Annotated in this window: 22 protein-coding genes, 2 tRNA genes, 1 pseudogene and 1 riboswitch; of the genes and pseudogenes, 11 read left to right on the top strand and 14 right to left on the bottom strand. The window is 61.2% G+C overall.

Annotation, left to right across the window (positions count from 1 at the left end; all coding sequences use genetic code 11):
- The first annotated feature begins 266 nt into the window (after positions 1-266).
- Complete coding sequence (locus ACORQT_RS16030) at positions 267-1,007, top strand: transporter substrate-binding domain-containing protein (RefSeq protein ID WP_108681408.1); 741 nt, start codon at positions 267-269, stop codon at positions 1,005-1,007.
- Here the strand turns inward: ACORQT_RS16030 and ACORQT_RS16025 are convergent, their stop codons facing one another.
- The 4 genes from ACORQT_RS16025 to ACORQT_RS16010 are packed head-to-tail and all read right to left on the bottom strand — an operon-like array spanning position 1,008 to position 4,163.
- Positions 1,008-1,943: an ABC transporter substrate-binding protein gene (locus tag ACORQT_RS16025; RefSeq protein ID WP_108681406.1), complete on the bottom strand. Its 936-nt coding sequence runs from the start codon at positions 1,941-1,943 to the stop codon at positions 1,008-1,010.
- 35 nt (positions 1,944-1,978) lie between these two features.
- Positions 1,979-2,746 carry an ABC transporter permease gene (locus tag ACORQT_RS16020; protein ID WP_164057584.1) on the bottom strand — a complete coding sequence of 256 codons (768 nt, stop codon included), beginning with the start codon at positions 2,744-2,746 and terminating at the stop codon, positions 1,979-1,981.
- Positions 2,743-3,483, bottom strand: a complete 741-nt coding sequence (locus ACORQT_RS16015) for an ABC transporter ATP-binding protein (protein WP_033651821.1) — start codon at positions 3,481-3,483, stop codon at positions 2,743-2,745. Before ACORQT_RS16015 ends, ACORQT_RS16020 begins: the two co-directional genes overlap by 4 nt.
- Positions 3,480-4,163, bottom strand: coding sequence for a TenA family protein (locus tag ACORQT_RS16010; RefSeq protein WP_099782194.1), 684 nt, complete (start codon positions 4,161-4,163; stop codon positions 3,480-3,482). The genes ACORQT_RS16015 and ACORQT_RS16010 overlap by 4 nt, the downstream gene beginning before the upstream one ends.
- Positions 4,164-4,225: 62 nt before the next feature.
- Positions 4,226-4,328, bottom strand: a riboswitch (TPP riboswitch).
- Between the two features lie 149 nt (positions 4,329-4,477).
- Between ACORQT_RS16010 and ACORQT_RS16005 the strand changes: the two genes are divergently transcribed.
- The 4 genes from ACORQT_RS16005 (at position 4,478) to gap (ending at position 8,435) form a co-directional block, all read left to right on the top strand.
- Positions 4,478-5,500, top strand: coding sequence for an LLM class flavin-dependent oxidoreductase (locus ACORQT_RS16005; protein WP_042784962.1), 1,023 nt, complete (start codon positions 4,478-4,480; stop codon positions 5,498-5,500).
- Positions 5,501-5,512: 12 nt separating this feature from the next.
- Complete coding sequence (locus ACORQT_RS16000) at positions 5,513-6,247, top strand: SDR family NAD(P)-dependent oxidoreductase (protein ID WP_142075730.1); 735 nt, start codon at positions 5,513-5,515, stop codon at positions 6,245-6,247.
- Positions 6,248-6,372: 125 nt separating this feature from the next.
- Complete coding sequence (locus tag ACORQT_RS15995; RefSeq protein WP_033651909.1) at positions 6,373-7,347, top strand: GlxA family transcriptional regulator; 975 nt, start codon at positions 6,373-6,375, stop codon at positions 7,345-7,347.
- 77 nt (positions 7,348-7,424) lie between these two features.
- Positions 7,425-8,435, top strand: coding sequence for a type I glyceraldehyde-3-phosphate dehydrogenase (gene gap / locus ACORQT_RS15990; RefSeq protein WP_046896470.1), 1,011 nt, complete (start codon positions 7,425-7,427; stop codon positions 8,433-8,435).
- Positions 8,436-8,489: 54 nt separating this feature from the next.
- Here gap and ACORQT_RS15985 read toward each other — a convergent pair.
- Positions 8,490-8,565, bottom strand: a tRNA-Asn gene (locus ACORQT_RS15985).
- Between the two features lie 99 nt (positions 8,566-8,664).
- On the bottom strand, positions 8,665-9,465 hold the full coding sequence (mtfA, locus tag ACORQT_RS15980; protein WP_033643675.1) for a DgsA anti-repressor MtfA: 801 nt from the start codon (positions 9,463-9,465) through the stop codon (positions 8,665-8,667).
- 92 nt (positions 9,466-9,557) lie between these two features.
- On the opposite strand from mtfA, the gene ACORQT_RS15975 reads away from it, so the two are divergent.
- Positions 9,558-9,647: transfer RNA gene (locus tag ACORQT_RS15975), tRNA-Ser, on the top strand.
- 112 nt (positions 9,648-9,759) lie between these two features.
- Here the strand turns inward: ACORQT_RS15975 and ACORQT_RS15970 are convergent.
- Positions 9,760-11,134: pseudogene (locus ACORQT_RS15970) on the bottom strand (MFS transporter).
- Between the two features lie 256 nt (positions 11,135-11,390).
- Positions 11,391-13,286, bottom strand: a complete 1,896-nt coding sequence (locus ACORQT_RS15965) for a bifunctional sugar phosphate isomerase/epimerase/4-hydroxyphenylpyruvate dioxygenase family protein (protein WP_108681398.1) — start codon at positions 13,284-13,286, stop codon at positions 11,391-11,393.
- A gap of 229 nt (positions 13,287-13,515) precedes the next feature.
- On the opposite strand from ACORQT_RS15965, the gene pcaH reads away from it, so the two are divergent.
- Genes pcaH through ACORQT_RS15950 form a run of 3 tightly spaced genes read left to right on the top strand, consistent with a single transcriptional unit; the run spans position 13,516 to position 15,865 of the window.
- Entirely contained in the window at positions 13,516-14,253 is a 738-nt protein-coding gene (gene pcaH / locus ACORQT_RS15960; protein WP_016927158.1) for a protocatechuate 3,4-dioxygenase subunit beta, read from the top strand.
- Positions 14,253-14,873 carry a protocatechuate 3,4-dioxygenase subunit alpha gene (gene pcaG, locus ACORQT_RS15955; RefSeq protein ID WP_016927159.1) on the top strand — a complete coding sequence of 207 codons (621 nt, stop codon included), beginning with the start codon at positions 14,253-14,255 and terminating at the stop codon, positions 14,871-14,873. Before pcaH ends, pcaG begins: the two co-directional genes overlap by 1 nt.
- A gap of 59 nt (positions 14,874-14,932) precedes the next feature.
- Positions 14,933-15,865, top strand: coding sequence for a LysR substrate-binding domain-containing protein (locus ACORQT_RS15950; RefSeq protein WP_046687393.1), 933 nt, complete (start codon positions 14,933-14,935; stop codon positions 15,863-15,865).
- 9 nt (positions 15,866-15,874) lie between these two features.
- Here the strand turns inward: ACORQT_RS15950 and pcaDC are convergent, their stop codons facing one another.
- Genes pcaDC through ACORQT_RS15925 form a run of 5 tightly spaced genes read right to left on the bottom strand, consistent with a single transcriptional unit; the run spans position 15,875 to position 20,940 of the window.
- Positions 15,875-17,029: a bifunctional 3-oxoadipate enol-lactonase/4-carboxymuconolactone decarboxylase PcaDC gene (gene pcaDC, locus ACORQT_RS15945; RefSeq protein ID WP_164057605.1), complete on the bottom strand. Its 1,155-nt coding sequence runs from the start codon at positions 17,027-17,029 to the stop codon at positions 15,875-15,877.
- Positions 17,020-18,369: a 3-carboxy-cis,cis-muconate cycloisomerase gene (locus ACORQT_RS15940; protein ID WP_197801415.1), complete on the bottom strand. Its 1,350-nt coding sequence runs from the start codon at positions 18,367-18,369 to the stop codon at positions 17,020-17,022. Before ACORQT_RS15940 ends, pcaDC begins: the two co-directional genes overlap by 10 nt.
- A 3-nt stretch (positions 18,370-18,372) precedes the next feature.
- Positions 18,373-19,575, bottom strand: coding sequence for a 3-oxoadipyl-CoA thiolase (pcaF, locus tag ACORQT_RS15935; protein ID WP_099782187.1), 1,203 nt, complete (start codon positions 19,573-19,575; stop codon positions 18,373-18,375).
- Positions 19,576-19,585: 10 nt separating this feature from the next.
- Positions 19,586-20,239, bottom strand: coding sequence for a 3-oxoacid CoA-transferase subunit B (locus tag ACORQT_RS15930; RefSeq protein ID WP_033647889.1), 654 nt, complete (start codon positions 20,237-20,239; stop codon positions 19,586-19,588).
- 11 nt (positions 20,240-20,250) lie between these two features.
- Positions 20,251-20,940, bottom strand: a complete 690-nt coding sequence (locus ACORQT_RS15925; protein WP_164057582.1) for a 3-oxoacid CoA-transferase subunit A — start codon at positions 20,938-20,940, stop codon at positions 20,251-20,253.
- A gap of 188 nt (positions 20,941-21,128) precedes the next feature.
- Here ACORQT_RS15925 and ACORQT_RS15920 point away from each other — a divergent pair, with 188 nt between their 5' ends.
- Together ACORQT_RS15920 and ACORQT_RS15915 are read left to right on the top strand one after the other, a co-directional pair.
- Positions 21,129-21,941 (top strand): IclR family transcriptional regulator domain-containing protein, encoded by an 813-nt coding sequence (locus ACORQT_RS15920; RefSeq protein WP_033643667.1) that lies wholly within the window; start codon positions 21,129-21,131, stop codon positions 21,939-21,941.
- 125 nt (positions 21,942-22,066) lie between these two features.
- The gene (locus ACORQT_RS15915) at positions 22,067-22,699 is read left to right on the top strand and encodes a helix-turn-helix domain-containing protein (protein ID WP_164057581.1); all 633 of its coding nucleotides are present in this window, start codon (positions 22,067-22,069) and stop codon (positions 22,697-22,699) included.
- Between the two features lie 58 nt (positions 22,700-22,757).
- Here the strand turns inward: ACORQT_RS15915 and ACORQT_RS15910 are convergent, their stop codons facing one another.
- Positions 22,758-23,192: a DoxX family protein gene (locus ACORQT_RS15910; protein ID WP_342184600.1), complete on the bottom strand. Its 435-nt coding sequence runs from the start codon at positions 23,190-23,192 to the stop codon at positions 22,758-22,760.
- Positions 23,193-24,449: the final 1,257 nt, after the last annotated feature.

The raw sequence follows: 24,449 nt of genomic DNA, 5'->3' as shown, positions 1-24,449 counted from the left end.
TGGAAAAAAACGTTGCTGCCCTGGTCTGCGCCGCCGACCGTGCCGCGGCGCGAAAAGTGAAGGGTATAGCCTATTGTCGGCGGCGGAACAACGCGCGATGTCCCGCTCCGGCCGACGGTCGGCGGCTATTGTACATTTTTATGACAATAGTGTGACGTTAATCACGTCGGCGGCGGCCGCGGCGGCGAAATCTTGCTGGTCGGAGGTTTCGCTCTACGCTTAATGAGCGCCACGACGGCGCGTCCATCAGCCATTCAGGAGGAAGTATGCAGACGGTTTCCGCAGCGGTACTCGACGATCTGGCCCCGCAAGGCGTGTTGCGCGCGGCGATCAATCTCGGCAATCCGGTGCTGGCGCAGGCCGGGCCCGGCGGTAAACCGCAAGGCGCTTCGGTGGAGCTGGCCGCCGCGCTGGCTCGCGAACTGGACGTGGCGCTGGAGCTGGTGACCTATGACGCGGCCGGCAAGGTGTTCGCCGACCTGGACAGCGGCGCCTGGAACCTGGCGTTTATGGCCATCGAACCGGTGCGCGCGGCGCAAATTGCCTTCAGCGAACCCTACGTGATCATTGAGGGGACTTACCTGGTGGCGAACGACGCGCCTTACTTTGAGGTGGCGCAGCTCGACAGGCCGGAGGTGCGCATTGCGGTCGGCCAGGGCGCCGCGTACGATCTGTTTTTGTCGCGCACGCTGCAGCAGGCGCAGCTGGTGCGAGCGGCTACTTCCGCCGAGGCGATCGCGCTGTTTTTCGAACGCGGGCTGGAGGCGGCGGCCGGCGTGCGTCAACCGCTGCTGGCCGCCGCGGCCGCCCATCCCGGCTACCGAGTGCTGGATGGGCATTTCACCGCCATTCGCCAGGCGATGGCGGTGCCGAGGCAAAAAACGCAGGGCGCCGCCTACGTGAACGCGTTTATCGAACGCTGCAAGGCCAACGGGCTGGTGAAGGCGGCCTTGCAGCGCAGCGGCCAGGGCGAGGTGACGGTGGCGCCGCCGGCCGCCTCGGCGTGATCAGTTCAGCTCCACCGCATACTGGTCTACCGGGGTGATTTTCTTGATCAGCTTGTTGTCGAACAGGAATTGCTCGTAAGCCTCATAGCGGGCCCGATCCAACTTGGCCGGATCGCGCGCGAACAGCGGCAGGCTGGCTTGCCACGCCTGTTTGTTCAGCTCGGTATTCAGCTCCGGGTGCGCCTTGGCGAACGCCAGCCAGGTGTCCTGCGGGTGTGCATGCAGGTAGTCGCTGCCTTGCTTCAGCGCGGCGAGGAATTTGCGGATTTTCGGCTCGTTCACCGCATCGCGGTTGGCGACGATAATCAGCTCGTCGTAGGCCGGCACGCCGTAGTCTTCGACGTTGAACACCACCGGCTTTTTGCCCTGCAGCTTCAGCTCCAGCGCTTCGATATTGCGATAGCCGCCGATCACCGCATCGACCTGGCCCGCCAGCAGGGCGCTGGTCAGCTGGAAGTTGACGTTGATGAGCTTGATGTCCTGCGGCTTGAGGTGCTCGTGCTCGACCATGGTGGCCAGCGTCGCCTGTTCGATGCCGCTGACCGAGTAGCCCACCGTTTTGCCCTTGAGATCCGCCGGCGACGTGATGTTTTTGTCCAGCGCGATCACCGTATTCAGCGGCGTGTTGATCAGCGTGCCGACGCGCATCAGCGGCAGGCCCTGATCGGCGAAGAAATGCAGCTGCGGCTGATAGGTGATGGCGAGGTCGGCCTGTTTGGCGGCCACCAGCCGCGGCGGCAGCGCCGGATCGGACGGCGGCACGATCTTGACGTCCAGCCCTGCGGCCTTGAAGGCGCCGATCTGCTCGGCCACCATAATCGGCGCGTGATCGGGGTTGATGTACCAGTCGAGCACCAGCGTCAGCTTGTCGGCCGCGCCGGCCTGGCCGGTGAGGGCGGCGCCGAGCAGCAGCCCGCAAACGGTTTGTTTGATCATGGTCGTTCCTTTATCCCTGGTTATGGTTGCAATCATCAGTCGTTTTCCGGCGCCCAGGCGATCAGGCGCCGCAGCAGCGCATCCACCGCGGCCCACAGCAGCACGGTCATCAGCACCAAAATAAACAGCGCGGCGAAGCAGACGTCGGTCTGCATGCGCGCGTTGGCGTTCAGCATCACGTAGCCCAGCCCTTCGGCCGAGCCGACCCATTCGCCGATAATGGCGCCGATCGGCGCGACGGCGGCGGCCATGCGCAGGCCGGAGCCGAAGGCCGGTAGCGCCGCCATCAGCCGCACGTGCCGCAGCTGCGCCCAGCGCGAAGCGCGCATCGTGCGCGCCAGATCGAGGTAGTCGTTGTTGACCTGGCGCAGCCCGTCGAAAAAGGCCGACACCACCGGGAAGAAGATCACCAGCACCGCCATCGCCACTTTGGCGCTCATGCCGAAGCCGAACCACAGCACCAGCAATGGGGCCAGGGCGAACACCGGTATCGCCTGGCTGGTGACCACCAGTGGCATCAGCCAGCGCTGCAGGCGCGGCGAGAAGATCATGCACAGCGCCAGCGCCGCGCCGAGCAACACGCCGAGCGCGAGACCGCTGACGATCTCCGAAGCCGTGACCAGCGTGTGCCAGGCGAGATAGCCGCGTCCGTCCCACAGCGCCTGCGCCACCGCGCCCGGCGTGGGCAGCAGAAAGGCCGGAATGCCGCTTTGCGCCGCCAGCCACCACAGCAGCAGCAGGCCGATGAAGACCGTCAACCCACGCCGCAGGCGGGTGAAGCCGCGCTCTTTGGCGATATTCATTGCGCTGCCCTCACCATTTGCAGCAGCAGCTCGGCCTGGCTTTTCAGCAGGTCGGCGTCATCCGGCGCGCGCGGCGGTTGCCCGCTGATGCGGTGGGTATCGTCGAGGCCCAGCGGCCAGGGCGACAGCACCAGCAGCCGGTGGCTCAGGCGGCAAGCCTCCATCGGATCGTGAGTGATCAGCAGCACGGTGTTTTGCGCCAGCAGCTCGGCGGCCAGGCTCTGGATCTCTGCGCGGGTAATGGCGTCCAGCGCGGAAAAGGGTTCGTCCATCAGCACGATTGGCTGGCGTTCGTAGAGCGTGCGGGCGATGGCGGCGCGCTGGCGCATGCCGCCGGACAGCGCGGCGGGCAGGCTGCGGCTATGCGCGGCCAGGCCTACGCGTTCGAGCAGGTGCGCGGTCCATGCCCGATCCGGCGCTTCGCCGCGCAGCCGCGAGCCGAGGGCGACATTGTCTTCGACGCTCAGCCACGGATAGAGCAGGTCTTTTTGCCCCATGTAGGCGATGCGCCCGGCGATCGGCAGGCCGTCGCTGCCGCTCACCGTGCCCGAGCTGGCCTGCGCCAGCCCGGCGATGATCTTCAGCAGGCTGGTTTTGCCGGCGCCGCTGGCGCCGAGCAGGGAGACGAAGCTGCCGCCGGCGATATCGAAGCTCAGCCGCTCAAAGATCGTCTGTTGACCGAAGCGCAGAGTGAGATCCCGCACCTGGATGCCGGGCGGGAGGCGCGGGGAGGTCATGAGGCGTTCAGCCCCATTTGCCAAAATGCCGCTTCCAGCTGGGTGGCGGTGGTGAAAATCTGCGCCAGCTCGGTAAAGCGGCTTTGTGCGCCGCGCTGGTGGCCGACGGTTTCCAGCAGTTCGATGGCGGCGCGCACGCCGGCCAGATAGCCCTCGTCGCCGTAGTTGCGGATCCAGGAGGCGTAAGGATTGCCCTCCATTTGGGTGGCGGGATCGTGCAGCAGCCGCAGGCCGATTTCGGCATAGCCGGCCACGCAGGGCAGCAGGCCGGCCAGCAGATCGAGGGCGTCGCCGGCATGGCCGATGTCCAGCACGTAGCGGGTGTAGTTCATGGTTTCCGCCGCCTCCGGCTGGGCGGCGATCTGCGCTTCGCTCAGCCCCCATTCGGCGCAGTAGGCCACGTGCAGCGGCAGCTCGGCGACGATGCCGTTGAGCGAGGCGGTGGCGGCGCGCATTTCCGGCAGGGTGCGCAGCTTGCTGACCAGCAGCGCGTAGGCGCGGGCGAAGTGCAACAGGAACAGGTAGTCTTGGGTCAGGTAACGGCGAAAAGCGCGTTCAGGCAAGGTGCCGGCGGCCAACTGCTGCAGAAACGGGTGATCGACGTAATTTTGCCAGTGGCTGCCGGCCTGTTGGCGCAGCCGGCCGTAAAGGCCGCTTTCGAACAGGGTGGTGATGGACATGGGACCTCCTTGAGTCAGTGGAGATCCGGGCACGCTGAGGTATGAACAGGCAACGGGTGATCGCGCGGTTGCCTAACCGTCCCTTCGCTGGCATGACCCAGATCAGGTTCAAAGGGTTCGGCTTGCGCCATCTCAGCCCGTAACAGGACACCCCTCGGAGCTGCCTGTTATACGACATTTGTTTTTTGATTACAATCGCCGGGCGGCGCGGCGGCAATCGGTTCGTTTAGTGCGATCGGGGGCGATTTTGCTGGCGCAAAGCGCGCGATTTTTGTCACTGTAGGCCCATGTTTTGCCTTTGAGGACGATGCCCGATGAAAAAGATTGGTTTTCTCTCGTTTGGCCACTGGACGCCTTCCGCCCAGTCCGGCACCCGTTCAGCGGCGGATGCGCTGCTGCAGTCCATCGATCTGGCGGTCGCCGCCGAAGATCTGGGTGCGGACGGCGCCTATTTTCGCGTGCACCATTTCGCGCGTCAGCTGGGATCGCCGTTCCCGTTGCTGGCCGCCATCGGCGCCAAAACCCAACGCATCGAGATCGGCACCGGCGTGATCGACATGCGCTATGAAAACCCGCTGTACATGGTGGAAGACGCCGGCGCGGCGGATCTGATCGCCGGCGGGCGGCTGCAGCTCGGCATCAGCCGCGGCTCGCCGGAGCAGGTCATCGACGGCTGGCGCTATTTCGGCTATGCCCCGGCCGACGGCGAAACCGACGCGGACATGGCCCGCCGCCATACCGAAGTGTTCCTGGAAGCGCTGCGCGGCGAAGGGTTCGCTGAACCCAATCCGCAGCCGATGTTCCCGAATCCGCCCGGGCTGCTGCGGCCGGAGCCGTTTTCCGCCGGGCTGCGCGACCGCATCTGGTGGGGCGCCGGTTCGAACGCCACCGCCGTCTGGGCGGCGAAGCTGGGCATGAACCTGCAAAGCTCGACGCTCAAGAACGACGAAACCGGCGAACCCTTTCATATCCAGCAGGCCAAGCAGATCCGCGCCTATCGCGCGGCCTGGCAAGAGGCGGGCCATGCGCGCGAGCCGCGGGTTTCCGTCAGCCGCAGCATCTTCGCGCTGGTGGATCAGCGGGATCGCAACTACTTCGGCGGCAGCGGTAAGGAAGGCGACCAACTGGGGTATATCGATGCGCAAACCCGGGCGATCTTTGGCCGCAGTTACGCCGCAGAACCTGACGCGCTGATCGAACAGCTGGCGCAGGACGAGGCCATCGCCGAAGCGGATACGTTGCTGCTGACCGTGCCTAATCAGCTGGGCGTGGATTACAACGCGCACGTCATCGAATCGATTTTAACTCATGTCGCGCCGGCGCTCGGCTGGCGCTAAACGGAGGGTGGCATGTCACGCATTTTCATTACCGGTTCGGTGGACGGGCTGGGCCGCGCCGCCGCGCAAACGCTGTTGGACGAAGGGCATCAGGTGATTCTGCATGCGCGCGCACCCGGCCGTCTGGACGCGGTGCGCGATCTGCTGGATCGCGGTGCACAGGCGGCGATCGGCGATTTGTCCGATGTGCAGCAGACTCGGCAGCTTGCCGAGCAGGTCAATCGCCTCGGCCGTCCGGACGCGGTGATCCACAATGCCGGCATGTTTACCGGGCCGCAGGTGATGCCGGTGAACGTCATAGCGCCCTACCTGCTGACGGCCCTGATCGAACGTCCCAAGCGTATCGTCTACCTGAGCAGCAGTATGCACTTTGACGGCGTGGCGGAGCTGAACGGCGTAGACTGGCTTGGCGGTGCCGCCGGTTCTTATTCGGACAGCAAGCTGTTCGTCACCACGCTGGCCGCCGCCGTGGCGCGCCTGTGGCCCGACGTCATCAGCAACGCGGTCGATCCCGGCTGGGTGCCGACCAAAATGGGCGGCGCGGACGCGCCCGACGATCTGGCGCTGGGGCATGTGACGCAGGCATGGCTGGTGAGCAGCGATGAACCGCAGGCCCTGGCGTCCGGCGGCTATTGGCATCATCAGCAGCGCTTCGAGCCTCACGCGGCGGTACACGACGAGGCGTTTCAAACGGCGCTGCTGGCGCAATTGGCGCGCGCCGTCGGGGTGAGCTTGCCGCAGGTTTAAATGGCTATTCCTTCCAGGCCCGTCGGGTTGCCGGCGGGCTTTTTTATGCCTGCAGGGTGAACCGACGGCGCTTTTCTTATACAGTGGCTTCCTGACCTGTTTTGACCGTTCTCTCTATTATCGCCATGCACACATTCCTGATTATCGTCCCTGAAGGGGGCATGCTGTTCGAAGCGGCGGGCATCGCCGATATCCTGATGCAGGCTAATCGCCTGAGTGCCGCCGAGACGCCGCTGTATCAGATCGCGGTCGCCACTACGCAATCTCACCGAGTGGTGCACGGCCTGTCAGGCCTGAGCCTGCTGGCCGACCATCGCCTGGCGGATCTCGATCCGTTCCTGCCGCGCGATACCGTGATCGTCGCCGGCAAAGGGGCGAGCGAAGAAGAGGGCGCCCTGGTGGCGGATTGGCTGCGCCGCGCGGCGCCGCAGACGCGCCGTATCGCCTCCGTTTGCGGCGGCGCACTGTTGCTGGCCGAAGCCGGGTTGCTGGACGGACGGCGGGCGACCACCCACTGGCGACTGGCGGAAACGCTGCAGGCGCGTTTCCCGCAGGTGCAGGTCGAAAACGGCCCGATCTACGTGCAGGACGGGCCGATTTGGACCTCCGGCGGCGTCAGCTCCGGCTTCGACCTGACGCTGGCGCTGGTGGAGGACGACTACGGCTTCGTGCAGGCGCGTGAAGTGGCGCAGGATCTGGTGATGTTTCTGCGCCGCCCCGGCGGGCAGGCGCAGTTCAGCCGCTACCCGCTCAACCAGGCCAAATCGCCGGGCCCGATCCGCGACCTGCAGTCCTGGATCCTGGAGAATCTCGCCGACGATCTCAGCGTTGAACGGTTGGCCGAACGCGTGGCGATGAGCCCGCGCAACTTTACCCGCGTGTTCACCCGCGAGACGGGCATTTCTCCCGCCAAATTCGTCGAAGAAGGGCGGTTGCATACCGCCAGACAGCGCCTGGAGCAGAGTGCGCAAGGCATCGAACAGATCGCCCTGGCCACCGGCTTTGGCAACGGCCTTAACCTGCGGCGGGTGTTTGAGCGAAAACTGCAGCTGACCCCGAGCGAATACCGCGAACGCTTTCATGCGCGCAATTTGGCGTAAATTGATCGGTAAACGTCATTTACGCCGCTTCGAGGCAGGGCTAGAGTTGAGGCAAAGCCCAAAACGAGGAGTGCATCATGGTGAGAGTAGGCATTAATGGATTCGGCAGGATCGGACGCAACGTGCTGCGCGCGGCGCTGGGGCGCAGCGATTTTGAAGTGGTGGCGATCAACGATCTGACCGACAGCAAGACGCTGGCGCACCTGCTGAAATACGACACGCTTTCCGGCACCCTGGCCGCCAGGGTCGAAGCCGGCGACAACCAGCTGCTGCTGGACGGCCGGCCGATTCAGGTGTTTTCGCAGCGCGATCCCGCCGAGATCCCCTGGCACAGCGTGGGCGTGGACGTGGTGATCGAAGCGACGGGCTTCTTTACCGACAAGGCCAAGGCGGAAGTGCACATCACGCACGGCGGCGCCAAGCGGGTGATTATCTCGGCGCCGGCCAAGAACGATGACATCACGCTGGTGATGGGGGTTAACGATCACCTCTACGATCCGGCGCTGCATAAGGTGGTCAGCAACGGCAGCTGCACCACCAACGGGCTGGCGCCCGCCGCACAGGTGCTGCATCAGGCGTTCGGCATCGAATACGGGCTGATGAACACCACTCACGCCTATACCAACAGCCAGGCGCTGCACGATCAGCCGGAAAAAGATCTGCGTGGCGCGCGGGCGGCGGCGGAGTCTATCGTGCCTTACTCCAGCGGTGCGGCCAAGGCGCTCGGCAAGGTGATCCCCGAGCTGGACGGCCGCCTGACCGGTTATTCACTGCGGGTGCCGGTGCCGGTGGTTTCCATCGTCGATCTGACGGTGACGCTGAAACGCCCGGCGACGGCGGAGGAGATCAACGCGGCGTTCCGCGCGGCGGCGGCGTCCGGCCCGCTGAAAGGGATCCTGGGGTACAGCGATGAGCCGCTGGTGTCGAGCGACTACCGGGGCGATGCGCGCTCGTCGATTATCGACGGTTTGTCTACGCTGGTGATCGGCGGCAATCTGGTGAAGGTGCTCGCTTGGTATGACAACGAGTGGGGCTTCTCCAATCGGTTGGTCGATCTGGCGCTGCTGATGGAAAAGCGCGGGCTGTAAACGCCCAACAGCAAAAAGCCCGCTTAAGTTGCCTTAAGCGGGCTTTTCTAAATATGGCTCCTCTGACTGGACTCGAACCAGTGACATACGGATTAACAGTCCGCCGTTCTACCGACTGAACTACAGAGGAATCGTGTGAACGGGGCGCATCATATCCAGCTGCCCCAGGTGTGTCAACGCTAAATTGCCCCAGGCGGTGCGACTGCTCGGTATCTGAGCAATAAGCCCGTCAATCAGCCCATTGCGCGTCGTTTTCTGCCTGGGCGCGCAGCAGGCGCGCCAGCGGATCCTGGCGGTAGAAGCGGCAAAAGTGCTGATACAGCGCCGGGAAGCGTTCGGCCAGCAGCTCGGGGGCGCTGAAGAAGTACTCCGACAGCACGGCGAAGCACTCGGCCGCATCGGTGGCGGCGTAGGCATCCATGCTGGCGGCCTCTTCGCCGACCATGTCGATCTCGTCCTGCAGGCTTTCCATCGCGGCGTGCAGATCATGTTCCCAGGCGGCCACCTCGCGCAGCGGGATCGGCGGCACGCCGGTGGCGACGCCGCCGTTGCGCATATCCAGCTTGTGTACCGCTTCGTGGATCACCAGATTAAAACCGGAAAGGTCGAAAGAGTCCTGCACGTCTTGCCAGTTGAGCACGATCGGCCCCTGTTCCCAGCTTTGGCCGGACTGCACCACCGGCCCCGAGTGCACCAGGCCGATCTCGTCCTGCCATTCGTCTTCCACCACGAATGGGGTGGGGTAGAGCAGAATTTCGTTGAAGCCGTCGAGGCACTCCGCGCCCAGCTCCAGCACCGGCAAGGCGAACAGCAGGGCGATGCGCGCCTGCATCTGCGAGGTGAGCTGCAGCCCCTGCAGCGGCACGATGCGCTTTTGCTGCAAAATCTGCCCGGCGACGGCCACCAGCCGCTGCCGCTCTTGCTCATTCAGCGGCGAGAGCAGCGGGATCGCCAGCGCGTCCCGCCACTGTGCCTGGGTATCCGCCTCGGGGTGAGAAGGTTGAGTCGCTTTCCACGGCCATTTAATCATCAGGTTGCTCGTAAAGTCGTCACTTGAACGTTCAGCGGTATGCTAATGCTGTAAAAATGCCGTAAAAGCGGGCATGATAGCAAGCGTTGTCAGGAGAGATGCCGGAGCGGCTGAACGGACCAGTCTCGAAAACTGGAGTAGGGGCAACTCTACCGGGGGTTCAAATCCCCCTCTCTCCGCCATTATTCAATCACTTACGAAAAAATCTTTCAACGATCCCCATCACAGTTAAAGCGCCCCGGCCCTGCAGGCCGACACGCCTTCCCCTTTGTTCTCGATTATTTCCCGACGCAATCAAACATCATTCGAACGCGCATCCAGATAGGCGGCATATTGATGCTCTGTCGCTTGACGCGCCTGATGACGCCGCTTGGCGACGATCATCGCCACCGTCAGCAGGGCGGGCAGCGCCAGGACGGCGAAAATGGTGCTGAAGCTCCAACCGAGCGCCAGCATTTCAGCCCCGGCCAGCGCGCTTAAGATAGCGCCCAAACGGCCGATGCCGTGCATCCAGCTGGAGCCGGTGGCTCGCGCTTCGGTGGGGTAAAAGCTGGCCGACAACGCGTTCATGCCGGTGTTGGCGCCCCCCGATGCAGAACCCGATGGCCATCGCGCAGCCGCCCATCAGGAGGGGGTAACCCATCGCCATCCCCATCAGCAGAGTGAACAGCGTCCCCAACCCATAAATCGACGCCAACGCGCGATGCGGTTCGGATCTGTCCATCAACCACCCGGAAAATAGCGATCCTAATGTCCCGCCCGCCTGAAACAGCGCGGTGATGACCGCCGCTTGCGCGATGTTGAAACCGCTGTCTTTAATCAGCAGCGGCAGCCAACTGCCGAAGGTGTAGTACAGAAACAGCGCGCTAAAATACGCGCCCCACAGCATTAAACTGCCGAAGCGGTACCGTGCGCTCACCACCAGTTTAACCGGATGAGTGCAGGCCTGGCCCGGCGGGGGCAGAACGACGGTAGAATGTCGAAAATCGCGATCGGGCGCCAGTTTCGCCAGAATGCGCTGAATGCCGCCCTGATCTGCCCGTTTCGCCACCAGGAAACACACCGACTCGGGTAACGCCGCCATCAGCACGGGCGCGAACAGCAGGGGCAAGATCCCGCCGAGCAGCAGCACGGCATGCCAGCCGAAGCGCGGCATCAGCCAGGACGCGGCGAATCCGCCCAAGGCGGCGCCAAAGGTGAAGCCGCAGAAAACCACGGTAATCAAGAAAGCGCGGCGTCGGGCGGGCGCGAACTCCGCCACCAGGGTGCCGACATTCGGCATGGCGGCGCCGAGCCCCAATCCGGTGAGCAGGCGAAATAACATCATCTGCTCCATATTTTGAGAAAACGCCGTCACCAGCGTCCAAACGCCAAAAAAGAATACGCTGTTGATGATGACGACTTTGCGGCCGAATCTGTCTGACAATGGCCCGGATAGCATCGCGCCCAGCGACAGGCCAATCAGCGCCGCGCTGATCACCAGCCCCAGTTCGCGGTTAGTGATTTGCCAATCCGCCTTAAGCTCTGGCGCAATAAATCCCATGATAACGATATCGAATCCATCCAGAGCAATGATGCAAAAGCCGAGCAGCACGATCATCTTTTGCCATTTGCCTAACGGGCGGTCGTCGATCAGCGCCCGAACATTGATTGCGTTGTTTCCCGACATGGAGGTGCCCCCGGTGCAGTAGTTGAGTGTCATCACTATAAGCAGCCCCTGGGCGGACGTTAAACGGCGATAATCGAAAAAATGTGCGTTTATCGGACAATTGAGCCGGCGGTGAATGACGAGGCAGTGTTAACTTTATGTTATGAAAAGGGATTGCCGTGAGAATGGCGGCGCCGGAGGCCACTGAGAGTGTGAGCGCGATCATTAACCTTTTCAGTAAGATGGAAGAACAGGCGGGCCTTGATGGCCCGCGCGATTAACGCATGGCGGTGAGCCGAACCGGGGCGTTGGCGGCCCCAAAGCCGCGGTAGCCGCCTCGGCGCTCCAGAAGTTCGAAGAAGAAGCGGCCTTTTTCATAGGGCACGGTGTAGACATGCAGCAATTCTCCGCCCTGATCGTCTCGATCGTAGAGCACATTGCCCGCTTGCAGCTGTGAGAGGAAAGCGGGGTCCAGATCGAAACGCGCTCTGAGATCGTGATAGTAGTTATCGGGAATACGCAGCGTTTTTAATCCGCGCGCCTGCGCCGCTTTCACCATGCTGAACAGATCCTCGCAGCCAAAGGCGACGTGCTGCAAGCCTGCGCCCTGATAGGCGGTTAGCGCCTGGGCGATTTGCGTTTCCCGGCTCACCGACATATTCAGCGGCAGCCGGATGGCGTCGTTGGGGCTGCGCAGGACGCGGCTGCGAACCAAACCCAGCGGATCGGGCAATTCCCACTCGTTGTCCTGCACAAAACCCGGCACGCTGCGCAGGAACATGATCCAGTTGCCGCTCGATTCATCAGCCAGCGCAATCGCCAGGTGATCGATGCTTTGCAGAGCGGGCTGCGGCGCGCTGCGATGCGTCAGATGAAAATCGGCGTGATAAATATCGTTCTTGGGATCTTCGTCCGCTTCCACCAGATAAATCAGGCTGCCGTCCGGTGCGCACAGCGCGGGGATTTGCCGCTCGTTGGGGCCGGTTTCTCCTTGCCAGATGGCGTACCCGTAGTCTTGCGCCCGTTGCAGTAAACGCGCTACGCCGCGCACCCGCCACGCCACGGCGCACAGGGAAATGCCGTGCAGGTGATAATAGCCGCTCGCTTGGCTTTCCGGCTGGGCATTCAGAATGACATTCACTTTGCCGTTGCGATAGAGGGAGACGCTTTTGGAGCGGTGCTCGCCGGCGTGAACCAATCCCAGCTGCGTCAGCCATTGGCCCATCGCCAGCCCGTCGTTGTGTGAGACGGCAAATTCGATAAACTCCAGCGCCAGCAAGGGCGGATGCGGCTGCGAATGGAATAAGGAACGTTCCATGAGCGAGGCCATGGCGTTGGGCAGCAGAGGCTGTTTGGCCAACCAGTCATAGGTTTGCTCCTCCAGCCACAACAACGATCGGAAACCGTCCTGGGCCGTGGGGAGCACCGGCGAGGCGCGGAAACCATCGTTAAATATCTCCAGAGACCAGGCGCCGCGATAGCCATGCGCGGAAAGTTGGGTCATGAACTGGGTCAGATTCAGCTCCCCTTGGCCGGGGAAGCAGCGGAAATGGCGACTCCAGGCGAGCACATCCATCTTCAACAGCGGGGCGTCCGCCAGTTGGACAAACACGATTTTTTCGGGCGGCACGTCCTCGAGGCCATCGAGGTTATCGCCGCGCGACAGGATATGAAAACTATCGAGAATGATCCCCAACGCCGGATGATCTACGGCCTTCACGCGCGCCCAGGCGTCGCGCCACATATTCACGTGACGTCCCCAGGCCAGCGCTTCATAACCGACAGTAATATCATACTCGGCGGCCAACTCCGCCAACGCGCGCAAATCGCTCACTTGCGTGGCCATGTCTTCGCTGCTGTCGGGCGAGACATTGCTGCAGAGCAGCATGCGAGAACAGCCCAGTTGCTGCATGACTTCGAACTTGCGCGTCGCGCGGGAAAGGTTCTGCGCCAGCGTTTCGCGCGGGCCTCCTTCGAAGTCCCGAAACGGTTGGAACAGTAAAATTTCCAGGCCCAGTTCGGCGCACAACTCACGGATTTCCGCCGGTGAGCCGGGGTAGTAGACCAGATCGTTATCGAAAATTTCGACGCCATCAAAGCCTGCGGCGGCGATAGCCCGCAGTTTTTCCGGCAGCGAACCCGATACCGAGACCGTCGCGATAGAACGTTTCATCATTGCCTCCAGTTAAGCGGTCATGGATGACCTGAAAGCGACCATTCAGCAGCGAGGCGGACCACCGACGGGAATTGAATCATGTTATGGACCAAATGAAATGTTTCGTCAATTCAGAACATTCCATTACTTTTGGTTATATAAAGCGATCGGTTTTCTCACTTTACTTTTACATATTGCGCTTCCTACACTCTGTCGACATGTACCCTCAAATAATAAGGATACCGGGATGAAAAGTGATTGGATGGCGCGAGAACTGGTGCATCGCGATTACAGTCATCACCCGCCGGCGCTGGCGCCGCTGTATAAAACCAGCGTGCTGCGGTCGCCGCGCAATGCATTAATTTCATTGCAAAACTCGCTGTCTGAACTGACCGCCCCCGTCTTCACGCCAACGGATATCGGCCCGCTGGATCACGATCTGATTCTGAATTACGCCAAAGACGGCTTACCGATCGGCGAGCGGATCATCGTGCATGGATTTGTGCGGGATGCCTTCGGGGCGCCGGTGCGCAACGCCCTGGTCGAGGTATGGCAGGCCAATGCGGGAGGGCGCTATCGCCACAAGAAAGATCAGTATCTGGCGCCTATCGATCCCAACTTTGGCGGCTGCGGCAGGATGCTGACCGACGACAACGGGTATTACTGTTTTCGTACGATCAAGCCGGGTCCGTATCCCTGGCGCAATCAGGTCAGCGACTGGCGTCCGGCGCATATTCACTTCTCGCTCTCCGGCGAGGCGTTCGCGCAGCGGTTGATCACGCAGATGTATTTTGAAGGCGATCCGTTGCTCGTTCGCTGCCCCATCTTGCAGTCGGTAGGCAGTGACGATGCGATGCGCACGCTGATTGCCGAGCTGGATATGCACGCCGCCGTGCCGCTGGACAGCCTGGCTTACCGCTTCGATCTGGTGCTGCGGGGCCATCGAGCCACGTGGTTTGAGAACCGTACACAGGGAGCCGCGTGATGAAAAAGTATTTGTCTGAAACGGCCTCGCAAACCGCCGGGCCTTATGTGCACATCGGTTTGGCGCCGCATGCCGCCGGCTTTGATATTTTCGAGCGTAATTTCACCCATGTGTTGACGCAACCGGAGACGCGCGGGGAGCGCATCGTGGTGGAAGGGCATGTCTATGACGGTTCCGGCACGCCGGTTCGAGACGCGCTGGTCGAAGTCTGGCAGGCCAATGCCGCCGGGCGATATCAGCACCCCGCCGACGGCCAGTTGGATAAGCCCGACGATCCGGCGTTTCGCGGCTGGGGGCGAACCTGTTCGGATTTCACCAGCGGCCTGTGGCAATTCGAGACGATTAAACCGGGGCGCGTGACGGGGCGCGACGGCCGGTTGATGGCGCCCCATCTCAATCTGTGGATAGTGGCCCGCGGCATCAACATCGGATTGAACACGCGTCTCTACTTTGCCGACGAACAGGCGGCCAATGCCGAAGATCCGGTGTTGAATCTCATCGAGTGGGAAAAACGGCGCAGCACGTTATTGGCGCAAAGGCGGCAGCGCGGGGATCAGACGGTGTACCATTTCGACATCTGGTTACAGGGCGAGAACGAAACCGTTTTTTTTGATATTTGATCCTCCGTTCGCCCTGACAATGAGCTTGCCGCGCCGGCGGCAAGTTAATACTATAAATCATGAACATGACTTCTCGCTTTAGCCAACGCATCCGCCTTCGTCATCTGCACGCCTTTGTCGCTACCGCGCAACAGGGGACGTTGGTGCGCGCCGCACAGCAATTGGGCATCACGCAGCCCGCGCTCTCTAAAACGCTCAACGAACTGGAAAGCCTGGCCGGCGAGCGCCTTTTTTCGCGCAATCGGCAAGGGGCGGAACTGACCGCCGCCGGGGCGCGTTTCCTGCAGGATGCCAGCCGCGTTTTGGATGCGCTGAATGTGTTGGGGCGCACGCTTGCCTCGGACAGCGAGGCGCTGCCGGCGCCGCTGCATATCGGCGCGCTGCCCACCACGCTGGTGAGTCTGGTCGCGCCGGTCGTGGTGGGGTTGCAGCAGCAATCCCCCGGCTGGCGCATGCAGGTTACGACGCTGGCCAACGATGCGCTGATGATGGCGGTGAGATCGGGGCAATTAACGTTAGGCATCGGGCGCATGTCAGACCCCTCCCGCATGGAGGGGCTCAACTTCGAGCTGCTGTACCATGAAACGCTGCGGCTGGTGGTTGCTCCTCATCATCCGCTGTTGCATTCGGATGTCTCGCTGGCGGAGGCGTTGAGCTGGCCATTGGTGCTCTCCCCGCGAGGTACCGTGCCGCGTCAGAATGCGGAGGCGCTCATTGTCAGCCATGGGCTGGCGGTGCCTGAAGGGTGCGTCGAGACGTTGTCGGTCACGCTGGCGCGCTGCCTGACGCTACAGTATGGCTATGTGTGGCTGGTGCCTTACGGCGCGGTGCGTGACGACTTGTTCAGCAATCACCTGCGTGCGCTGCCGTTGCCTACCCAGGGCATGGCCGAGCCGCTGGGCATCATTACCCGGCAAGAGGCGCTCTCGTCCCCTGAGCAGCAGCGCCTGATTGCTGCGCTGCGCCAAAGGGTGCTGGATGTGCCGGTATAACCGCGTCTTCTAGTCGTCCGAGCGCCGCCCGGCGTCGTGTTCTGCAAAGACGGACTGCGCCAGATGAAAAGCGGCGTTCGAGGCGGGTAAGCCGCAGTAAAGCGCCGCATGCATCAGAACTTCTTTGATCTCTTCACGCGTGACGCCGTTATTGAAGGCGGCCCGGATATGCATTTTCAGCTCAGCTTCGCGATTCAAGGCGATCAGCATCGCGATGGTGATCAGGCTGCGGGTATGGCGCGACAAGCCCGGACGCGTCCATATTTCCCCCCAGGCGTAGCGAGTGATGAAATGCTGAAACTCCTCGTTGAGCGGCGACAGCGCCGCGAGGGTATTATCGACATGCTCATCGCCCAGCACCGCTCTGCGCACCGTCAGGCCTTGCTGATAACGTTGCCGCTGCGTGAGCTGCTCATCCAAAAAGGCCCGGAACGCGCGGTTAAATGCCCGCCAGGCTTCGATGCTGGACAGGTGGGCGGCGGGCAGGATGACGCATTGCGCGTCGGGAATGCCTGCAGCCAAGGCTTTTGCATCGTCGACGGTCGTTACCGCATCCTCATGTCCGGCGATAACCAGCGTCGGAACGCGGATGCCTGCCAGCTCGGCGCGTAAATCGGCGGTCGCCAGCGCGTCGCAGCAAGCGGCATAGCCCTCGGGATCGCAGGCGGTGAGCTGTTGCACGACGGTTTGCACCTTGACGGGGGCGGATTGGCAAAATGCCGGGGTGAACCAGCGCGCTGCCGCGCCATCGCTGACGGCGGACATGCCGCACTGGCGCACCCGCGCGGCGCGTTCTCGCCAATGCTCCGTCACCCCGATTTTCGCGGCGCTATTGGCGATCGTCAGCGTCAGCAAGCGATCGGCATGAAAGCGCGCCAGCCATAACCCCGTCAGCCCCCCCATGGAGATGCCGCAGAAATGCACCCGATCAATCGCCAGAGTGTCCAGCAGGGACAGCACCTGTTCGCCCAGTCGCGCCAGCGAGCCGGGCTGTTCATCGGGCGCAGAGTCGCCGTGGCCGGCAACGTCGTAGCGCAGAATGCGATAGTGGGCGATGAACGCGTCGCGCTGCGGCTGCCACATTGATAATGAGGTGCCCAGCGAGTTGCCAAACAGAATAACCGGGGCGTTTTCAGGCCCCTCAAGGACATAATTCAACATGATTGCTCCCTTTCGGCCATCGCCAGGACTTGTTGAATGAAACGCTGCGTGCTGCCGGTGGCATTGGCCGGATCGAGCAAGGTTTCCAGGGTTTCCCGGCTGAGTCGGGAAGAGACTTCCGCATCGGCGCACAGAAGGGTTAACAGGGGTTGCTGGGTGGCCAGGGCTTGCCGGCAGCACCGTTCTATATGATGGTGCGCCTGTTGACGGCCGAGGGTGGGGGCCAAGGCCAGGGTAACCGATTCAGCCATGATCAGCCCCTGCGTCAGCGCCAGATTGCGCCTCATCGCCGCTTCATGCACCTCCAGACCGTTAATGAGATCCAGGCTTTGCGCCAATGCCGCCCCGCTCAGCACCAGGAGCTGCGGCAGGCTTTGCCACTCGGCCTGCCAGCCGCCCAGCGCGCGTTCGTGCTCCTGCACCAGGCCGGCATACAATCCCGACATCAACGCAGGCAGACGGTTGGCCGCGCTGAGGATGGCGGCGCAGAGTACAGGATTGCGCTTATGCGGCATCGTGGAAGAGCCGCCGCGTCCGGGGGCCGACGGCTCGTTGATTTCAGCGACTTCGGTCTGCATCAACAAAGACATGTCGCGCGCCAGCTTGCCGAGCGAGCCCGTCAGACCGGCATACCAACTCGCCAGCTCCAACAACCGATCGCGTTGGGTATGCCACGGCGTGGCGCTGCGCGGCAGGGCCAGCGCTTGCGCCAGCGCCCGCTCAACGCGCTCACCCTGTTCGCCGAGCGAGGCGAGCGTGCCGGCCGCGCCGCCGAATTGCAACGCGAGCACGCGTGGCCGCATTTCAGCCAGACGAGCCCGATAGCGCAGCAAGGCGTCCAGCGTGCCGGCCAGCTTCAGCCCCAGCGTCGTTGGCATAGCGTGTTGCAGCCAGGTGCGGCCCACCATTAACGTTGCGCTATGGCGCCGGCATTGCGCCGTCAGCGCCGCAATCAGCTGATTGAGCAGCGCGTCGGTTTTATCGAGCGCGCTGCGCAGTTGCAGCATCAGCCCGCTGTCAATCGCATCCTGACTGGTCGCCCCCCAGTGAACGAAACGCGCCGCTTCCGGTGAGGTTTGCGCCACCAACGCCGTCAATTGTTTGACGAGGGGAATGGCTAAATTGCCCGCCAATCCGGCGGACTGCGTCAGCGCGGCGGCGTCGAGCTTTTCCGCCTGGCAGTGGCTGCGTATGATCCGCGCGGACGCGTCATCGGTAATCCCTGCAGACGCCAGGGCCTGCGCCAGACCGGCTTCGAAATCAAGCATGCCCTGCAGCAGCGCCGTGTCGCTGAAGCAGGGCGTTAATGGCGAAGCCATAAACATTGCGCTATAGAGAGACATTCGTTATATCCGTTCCAGAATCAAGGCGACGCCTTGCCCGACACCGACGCACATGGTGCACAGGGCAAAACGCCCGCCGGTGCGCCGCAGTTGATAAGCGGCGGTCATGGCCAACCTGCCGCCGGATGCCCCCAGGGGATGCCCCAGCGCGATAGCGCCGCCGTTAGGGTTGACCCGTTCCGCGTCATCCGGCAGTCCCAGGGCGCGCGTCACGGCCAGCGCCTGGGCGGCAAAGGCTTCATTCAACTCGATGACGTCCATTTGCGCCAGGCTCAAACCGGTTTGCGCCAGCACTTTGCGGACCGCGGGAACCGGCCCGTAACCCATGATGCGCGGCTCTACGCCGCAGGCGGACATGCCGACCACACGCGCCAGCGGGGCGAGTCCATACTGCACCGCCGCGCGTTCGCTGGCAATGAGCAGGGCGCTGGCCCCGTCGTTGATGCCCGAGGCGTTGCCGGCGGTGACGCTCCCCTCAGGGCGCACGACGCCTTTCAGGGCGGACAGCGCGGCCAAAGAAGTGCTGCGGGGATGTTCGTCGCGAACCAGGCTGAGCGGCTCGCCTTTGCGTTGCGGAATGCTGACGGCGATCAGTTCCTCATCAAACAGGCCCAGCTCCTGAGCGCGGGCGGTGCGCTGTTGGCTGCGCAATGCAAAGGCGTCTTGATCGGCGCGGCTGACGGCGAAATCGCGAGCCACATTTTCGGCGGTTTCAGGCATGGTTTCGACACCGAACCGCGCGCGCATTTGCGGGTTGATAAAGCGCCATCCCATCGTCGTATCTTCCATTTTCAGCGATCGGCTGAAGGCGCTGTCCGCTTTGCCGGTGACAAAGGGCGCGCGCGACATGCTTTCCACGCCGCCCGCGATGATGACCTCCGCTTCGCCGCATTTAATGGCGCGCGCCGCCATGCCTACCGCGTCCAATCCCGAACCGCACAGGCGATTGAGGGTGGTGCCCGGCACGGTGTGGGGCAATCCGGCCAACAGCAGCGCCATTCGCGCCACGTTGCGGTTGTCTTCACCGGCCTGGTTGGCGCACCCCAGAATAACGTCATCAATGGCGTGGGGATCCAACTGCGGCAGTCGGGCAAGCAGCGCCTTCAGGGGCAGAGCGGCCAAATCGTCGGCGCGCAGCGCGGATAATGCGCCGCCGTAACGGCCGAATGGCGTACGAACGGCATCGCAGATAAAAGCCTGTTGCATGGCGATTTCCTCAAGCGGGGATCAAGTCAGATTGCAGTAAACGTATCGGGGTTAACGCTTGCAGCGCGTCAAAGGTGAGCCCCGGACACAGCTCCAGCACCTGCGGGCCGTCCGGGGTGATATCAATGATTGCCATATCCGAATAAATGCGGCTGACGCAGGCCAATCCGGTCAACGGGTAGCTGCACTGTTCCACCAGCTTGCATTCGCCGGTCTTGGTCAGGTAGTCCATCATCACATAGACTTTGCGCGCGCCGATGGCCAGATCCATAGCGCCGCCCACCGCCGGGATCGCGTCTTCGGCGCCGGTGCTCCAGTTGGCCAGATCGCCGGCAGCCGAGACCTGATATGCCCCCATCACGCAGATATCGAGGTGGCCGCCGCGCATCATGGTAAAAGAGTCGGCGTGATGGAAATAACTGCCGCCGGGCAGCAAGGTCACCAGTTCTTTACCGGCGTTGATGAGCTCCGGATCTTCTTCGCCCGGCGCGGGTGACGGCCCCATGCCGAGCAGGCCGTTTTCGCTGTGCAGAATCACCTCTTTGTCGGCGGGCAGGTAGTTAGCGATGCGGGTCGGCAGCCCAATCCCGAGGTTGACGTAGGCGCCTTCCGGAATATCGCGCGCTACCCGTTGGGCTAATTGGTCGCGGGTTAATTTTTGCATGTTATGACTCCTCAGGCAGAGAGGGAAAAGGTCGTGGGGTGCGCCACCGCCACCAGGCGCTGGACGAAGATGCCCGGCGTTATCACGTTTTCCGGATCCAGTGCGCCAAGCGGCACCAATTCAGCGACCTGCGCTATCGTCGTGGCGGCGGCCATCGCCATCACCGGGCCAAAATTACGCGCCGCTTTGCGGTAAACCAGATTGCCCCAGCGGTCACCCCGATGGGCCTTTATCAAGGCGAAATCCGCCTTTAAGGGCGTTTCAAATACGTAATGCCGTCCGTCGATTTCACGCGTTTCTTTGCCTTGCGCCAGCGGCGTGCCAAAGGCGGTTGGGGTGAAAATGCCGCCCAACCCGCTGCCGGCGGCCTGCATGCGGGCGGCAAGGTTGCCCTGAGGCACCAGTTCCAGTTCGATCGCGCCGCGGCGATAAAGGTCGTCAAAGACCCACGAATCGGCCTGGCGCGGGAAGGAACAAATCATCTTTCGCACACAGCCGGTCTTGAGCAGCGCCGCGAGGCCGCTGTCGCCGTTGCCGGCGTTATTGCTGATTACCGTCAGCTCGCGGGCACCGTGTTCAATCAGCGCATCGATCAGTTCCAGCGGCTGTCCCGCGGGGCCAAAGCCGCCAATCATGATGCTCGCGCCGTCCGGAATGATGGACACGGCGTCTTCCAGGGTGGCCACACTTTTATCGATCATCTGTTGTTCCTTTCATTCGGCGCCCGCCGGGGGAGTGTTTATCGTCAATGGGAAAGTAGATCGTCCCTTTCAGGCAAACAATACCGATTATCGAAAAAGTGTGCGATTATCGGCTATTCTTTGAGAGGCATTCGCAGGTTGTGATCGTCGGCACACCGATATTTCAGGCAGACAGCGGGGTAACGAGAATGGAAAAAGAACAGGAAATTACGCGCAGCAGCACCGATCCCTGGAAGGGGGATCCCGACTTTATGGCCTCTTTGGCGCGAGGATTGGAGGTCCTGCAGGCTTTTACGCCGCAGCGGCGGCTGATGTCGGTGTCGCAGATTAGCCAGCGTACCGGCATTCCGCGCGCGGCGGTGCGCCGCTGCCTTTACACCCTGAGTAAGCTGGGCTTTGTGTACGCGGAAGACGGCAAGAATTATGAGCTGCGCCCGCGCGTCTTGTCGCTGGGTCACAACTGGCTGGGGGCTTCGCCGTTGGCCAACGCCGCGCAGCCGGTGTTGAGGCAACTCAGCCAGACGCTCAATGAGTCCTGTTCCATGGCCATATTGGACGGCGATGACATTCTTTATATCGCCCGCGCATCAACTTCGCGGATCATGACCATCGATCTGCACGTCGGCAGTCGCTTACCCGCCAGCACGACGTCGATGGGGCGGGTGCTGCTCAGCGGGCTCGCCAGTGAGACGTTGAATGACTATTTGGCGCGATTGACTCAGCTGCGTTACACCAGCCATACCCTGGTGAGCGTCAGCGCATTGCGGGAAGAGCTGGCGCGCGTGCGTCAGCAGGGATATGCCATCAACGATCAGGAGCTGGAGATTGGCCTGCGTTCACTGGCGGTGCCGCTCACCACGCCGGACGGCCGCATCGCCGCGGCGTTGAACGTCGGCGTGCATGCCGGCCAGGTTTCCGCAGAGCGTTTGCACCAGCACCACCTGCCTTTGTTGCGCTCGGCCGCCGAAGAGATATCGCTGCTGCTGCACGACTCACCTTGAGCGCGCACAGGGGGCGTATGCGCCCGATTTTTTCCGCGTCTTGCGGCGCGATGCGGTGTTGTATTGTGGGCCGCGGGTAAGGTAATTTGCTGAGGGCATGATGACTGACGCGGGGGCCAACGGACATGAAAGAAAGAATCGACTACCACATCGAGAAATACCATTTCGCGCCGCTGGATGAAGCCCCGCGGCTTGCGCGCCAGTGGAGCGAGGTGTTGAACGAGTGTCGCCAGACGCAGGCGGGCGCGGAAGAGCGCCTGCGCATTGCGTTGCTCAACGTGGACTATGTGACCAGTTTCGAATTGCCGTTTCGCTTATTGCTGGTGCGGGCGCCGCAGCTGATTGCCGGCCTGCGCGATGAGCTGTCGATCAGTCAAAAAAATGTGGTGTTCAACGGCAAGCGCTTTGGCTGCGTTTACAGCCTGAAGAGCGATTTAAGCGACGTGCCCGAGGCCTTCCAATACGGTCTGTCGACCCGCATTCACCGAACCTCGGCGTCGGGCGTGGACGCGCTGCCTTACCGGGAAATCGCCAAGGCGCTCAAGGCGCCGCGTGAGCGGCTTAAGCTGGCGCTGGAGCAGGGGCTGCGCGTCACGGCGCTGGACGGACTGTTCTGGTTCGGCATACAGCGTATCGCCGCCGAAGTGCGCAGGCTAAGAAAAACCGGCATGACGATCGTGACGGCGGAAACGGAGATTTTCGACACCCTGACCGGCACGACGCGCAAGGTACCGGTTTACCGGCTGGCCGACCGTTAATGGCCGTTATAGATAAAGAGGAGGCTCAGACCAGGAGCCTCCTTATTGATAGCGCGGTTTATCGATAGGCTTCATTGCGCGCGATGGCATACTTCCCGCTGCCCAGCAGCAGTATGGCGACCCCACCCATAAAGAACACCAGTTCGTTTTCAATGCCCCAGGCGCCGACGTCGGTGACGGTGAAGACCTTGCCGGTGCCCACCATCAAAAACGCCACCACCAGCGTGAGGGCGTAAACCCCTGCGGCGGGGCGGGTGAACAGCCCCAAAACGATCAGCATCGGCGCCAGGATCTCCCCAATATATACGCCATAGGCGATGAAGGCGGGCAGCCCTTGTTGTTGTAACGCATCGGCGATCCAGCCGACGCCATGCTGAACTTTCGCGACGCCGTGAAACAGCATCAGCCCGCCGAAGGTTAGCCTGAGCGCCAATTTGCCTGCGTCCGGGTGGTCAAAAAAGCGAGTGAATGCCGCATTGAGTGACTTAACCATGGCTTTTTCTCCTGAATAGGAATGATTTTCAATCAATATATCAGTCGGATGAATGCGAAAGCTGTTCTGGATCAGGAAAACGGCGGGCTTGGCGCTAAATCGCCGGACGATGCCAGCGATGCGGCCTGATTTTTAGGCGGAATAACCTGTGCGCACGGGCCGAACCGGGGATGAGAAAAGTCATCGGCAGGGTTTGGCTCGCCGCGTAGCCCATCTCTTTTCTGTATGTGTTGGCCACCTGATTTGCGTTTTCATCAATGATTGTCAAAGGACAGGCAACGTAAAGATTCATAAGGTTTTTTTGCAGCAATGAAAAGGTGCGTGTTTTCGCTTTAATAACCCAATAGAGTTACCTTTATTTTTATTTTGAACCGCTAAATCATTAACGCTTTTTTTCGGCCTTTTTATTGGGAATTATCTTGCTTATTTTGCCTTGCGAAAGTTGATCCTGTGGGACGCACGGCCAGTGGCGGGTTTTATTTTTATAGATTTTCTTATTTTTTGATGACAATTCAATGCCGAAGAGAATGAGTGAGATTGACTGAGGGGGTTATGAGTGGGTGTAAATTTCCATGAACTATTTTTCCTGGCGTAAAAGTAATCGATTCAGCGCTGTTTTAAGTTGTTGAATTGTTTGTTTTATGTATATTGATTTGTTATTTTTTTATTAAAAAAATAATATTTTTTCTTGATATTGGGTTTGCCTTTGCTAGTATCAAATTAGTGGTCTTATCAGTTAGGGAAACATTTCTTGTATATGGAACAGATCGCTGGTCTTAACACGGTTACTGTCGTTGCAGCGCTTACGTGGTTATTTTGCGGTTATAGTAAATGATATCTCTAATGCCACTTTAGTCTGCGAGACTCTTTACCGCAGTGGTGCTTTTGCCGCGGTAAGCCGTATGAGAACACACATGAAGGGGAATTGAATCTTAAATTATTCTGATCATTACCCTGAGTTAACTATAAAAGAACGATACTTTATCCACCAGGCTGTTTGTGTACCAATAGGTATTCGGTGCACCACGGCGGAATGTTAATCTGTGCTTTAGCTTTAAAATTAATAATCAAAACTCTCGCCAAATTGTTTATTTTCACACCAGGTTTCGCATGTGTAAGTACTGAGTGCTGGAAATGAAAGTCACACTGCCATCGTCTTCTATTGATCATTGCGTGCTACCCGCTTGCAAGAAACGACTGGCTGTCATGGTTTTATGAAAAAATTTCACTATTTACCGTGGTTATCATTTGCTAATT

The sequence above is a fragment of the Serratia sp. (in: enterobacteria) genome, from assembly GCF_052400455.1.
Classification (GTDB): Bacteria; Pseudomonadota; Gammaproteobacteria; order Enterobacterales; family Enterobacteriaceae; genus Serratia; species Serratia ureilytica.
The sequence above is the reverse complement of the archived record's forward strand: the minus strand, read 5'-3'. Positions and strand labels throughout refer to the sequence as shown.

What these genes read in the sequence shown, in the direction of transcription:
- ACORQT_RS16030 (WP_108681408.1), top strand. Translation starts at nt 267, where the DNA reads ATGCAGACGGTTTCCGCAGCGGTACTCGACGATCTGGCCCCGCAAGGC.
- ACORQT_RS16025 (WP_108681406.1), bottom strand. Translation starts at nt 1,943, where the DNA reads ATGATCAAACAAACCGTTTGCGGGCTGCTGCTCGGCGCCGCCCTCACC.
- ACORQT_RS16020 (WP_164057584.1), bottom strand. Translation starts at nt 2,746, where the DNA reads ATGAATATCGCCAAAGAGCGCGGCTTCACCCGCCTGCGGCGTGGGTTG.
- ACORQT_RS16015 (WP_033651821.1), bottom strand. Translation starts at nt 3,483, where the DNA reads ATGACCTCCCCGCGCCTCCCGCCCGGCATCCAGGTGCGGGATCTCACT.
- ACORQT_RS16010 (WP_099782194.1), bottom strand. Translation starts at nt 4,163, where the DNA reads ATGTCCATCACCACCCTGTTCGAAAGCGGCCTTTACGGCCGGCTGCGC.
- ACORQT_RS16005 (WP_042784962.1), top strand. Translation starts at nt 4,478, where the DNA reads ATGAAAAAGATTGGTTTTCTCTCGTTTGGCCACTGGACGCCTTCCGCC.
- ACORQT_RS16000 (WP_142075730.1), top strand. Translation starts at nt 5,513, where the DNA reads ATGTCACGCATTTTCATTACCGGTTCGGTGGACGGGCTGGGCCGCGCC.
- ACORQT_RS15995 (WP_033651909.1), top strand. Translation starts at nt 6,373, where the DNA reads ATGCACACATTCCTGATTATCGTCCCTGAAGGGGGCATGCTGTTCGAA.
- gap (WP_046896470.1), top strand. Translation starts at nt 7,425, where the DNA reads ATGGTGAGAGTAGGCATTAATGGATTCGGCAGGATCGGACGCAACGTG.
- mtfA (WP_033643675.1), bottom strand. Translation starts at nt 9,465, where the DNA reads ATGATTAAATGGCCGTGGAAAGCGACTCAACCTTCTCACCCCGAGGCG.
- ACORQT_RS15965 (WP_108681398.1), bottom strand. Translation starts at nt 13,286, where the DNA reads ATGAAACGTTCTATCGCGACGGTCTCGGTATCGGGTTCGCTGCCGGAA.
- pcaH (WP_016927158.1), top strand. Translation starts at nt 13,516, where the DNA reads ATGAAAAGTGATTGGATGGCGCGAGAACTGGTGCATCGCGATTACAGT.
- pcaG (WP_016927159.1), top strand. Translation starts at nt 14,253, where the DNA reads ATGAAAAAGTATTTGTCTGAAACGGCCTCGCAAACCGCCGGGCCTTAT.
- ACORQT_RS15950 (WP_046687393.1), top strand. Translation starts at nt 14,933, where the DNA reads ATGAACATGACTTCTCGCTTTAGCCAACGCATCCGCCTTCGTCATCTG.
- ACORQT_RS15940 (WP_197801415.1), bottom strand. Translation starts at nt 18,369, where the DNA reads ATGTCTCTCTATAGCGCAATGTTTATGGCTTCGCCATTAACGCCCTGC.
- pcaF (WP_099782187.1), bottom strand. Translation starts at nt 19,575, where the DNA reads ATGCAACAGGCTTTTATCTGCGATGCCGTTCGTACGCCATTCGGCCGT.
- ACORQT_RS15930 (WP_033647889.1), bottom strand. Translation starts at nt 20,239, where the DNA reads ATGCAAAAATTAACCCGCGACCAATTAGCCCAACGGGTAGCGCGCGAT.
- ACORQT_RS15925 (WP_164057582.1), bottom strand. Translation starts at nt 20,940, where the DNA reads ATGATCGATAAAAGTGTGGCCACCCTGGAAGACGCCGTGTCCATCATT.
- ACORQT_RS15920 (WP_033643667.1), top strand. Translation starts at nt 21,129, where the DNA reads ATGGAAAAAGAACAGGAAATTACGCGCAGCAGCACCGATCCCTGGAAG.
- ACORQT_RS15915 (WP_164057581.1), top strand. Translation starts at nt 22,067, where the DNA reads ATGAAAGAAAGAATCGACTACCACATCGAGAAATACCATTTCGCGCCG.
- ACORQT_RS15910 (WP_342184600.1), bottom strand. Translation starts at nt 23,192, where the DNA reads ATGGTTAAGTCACTCAATGCGGCATTCACTCGCTTTTTTGACCACCCG.